Source organism: Vibrio sp. 10N.222.49.C9 (genome assembly GCF_041474985.1).
In the GTDB taxonomy this organism is placed as follows: Bacteria; Pseudomonadota; Gammaproteobacteria; order Enterobacterales; family Vibrionaceae; genus Vibrio; species Vibrio crassostreae_C.
Genome location: NZ_JBFRVD010000126.1, coordinates 1 through 280 on the forward strand (window position 1 = coordinate 1; position 280 = coordinate 280).

Annotated in this window: 1 pseudogene; it reads right to left on the reverse strand. The window is 35.4% G+C overall.

Annotation, left to right across the window (positions count from 1 at the left end):
* A pseudogene (locus tag AB4585_RS22290) lies at positions 1-280 on the reverse strand (lipopolysaccharide biosynthesis protein); the annotation flags it as partial.

Below are 280 nucleotides of genomic sequence, written 5' to 3' on the forward strand. Positions count from 1 at the left end.
GATAAAAGCTATTACAAAATATTTGTTTCTGAACGCAGATGTTTTTTTTGCCCAAATTGAATGATAAATACCTTTGCGTTGCAACAGTCATCGCTGAGTTTAAAAAACCCAACATCGCAACCACACCTGCTATCAGATTAAATATGCCGTACTCTTCTACGCCTAGCGACTCGATTAGAAGCTTCATTGTCAACAAGGCAAAAATAGCAGTAATTATCATTTTTACGTAAAGAATTGCCGTATTTGATGCCATTTTTCTAGCTGACTTCTTTTCAAAATC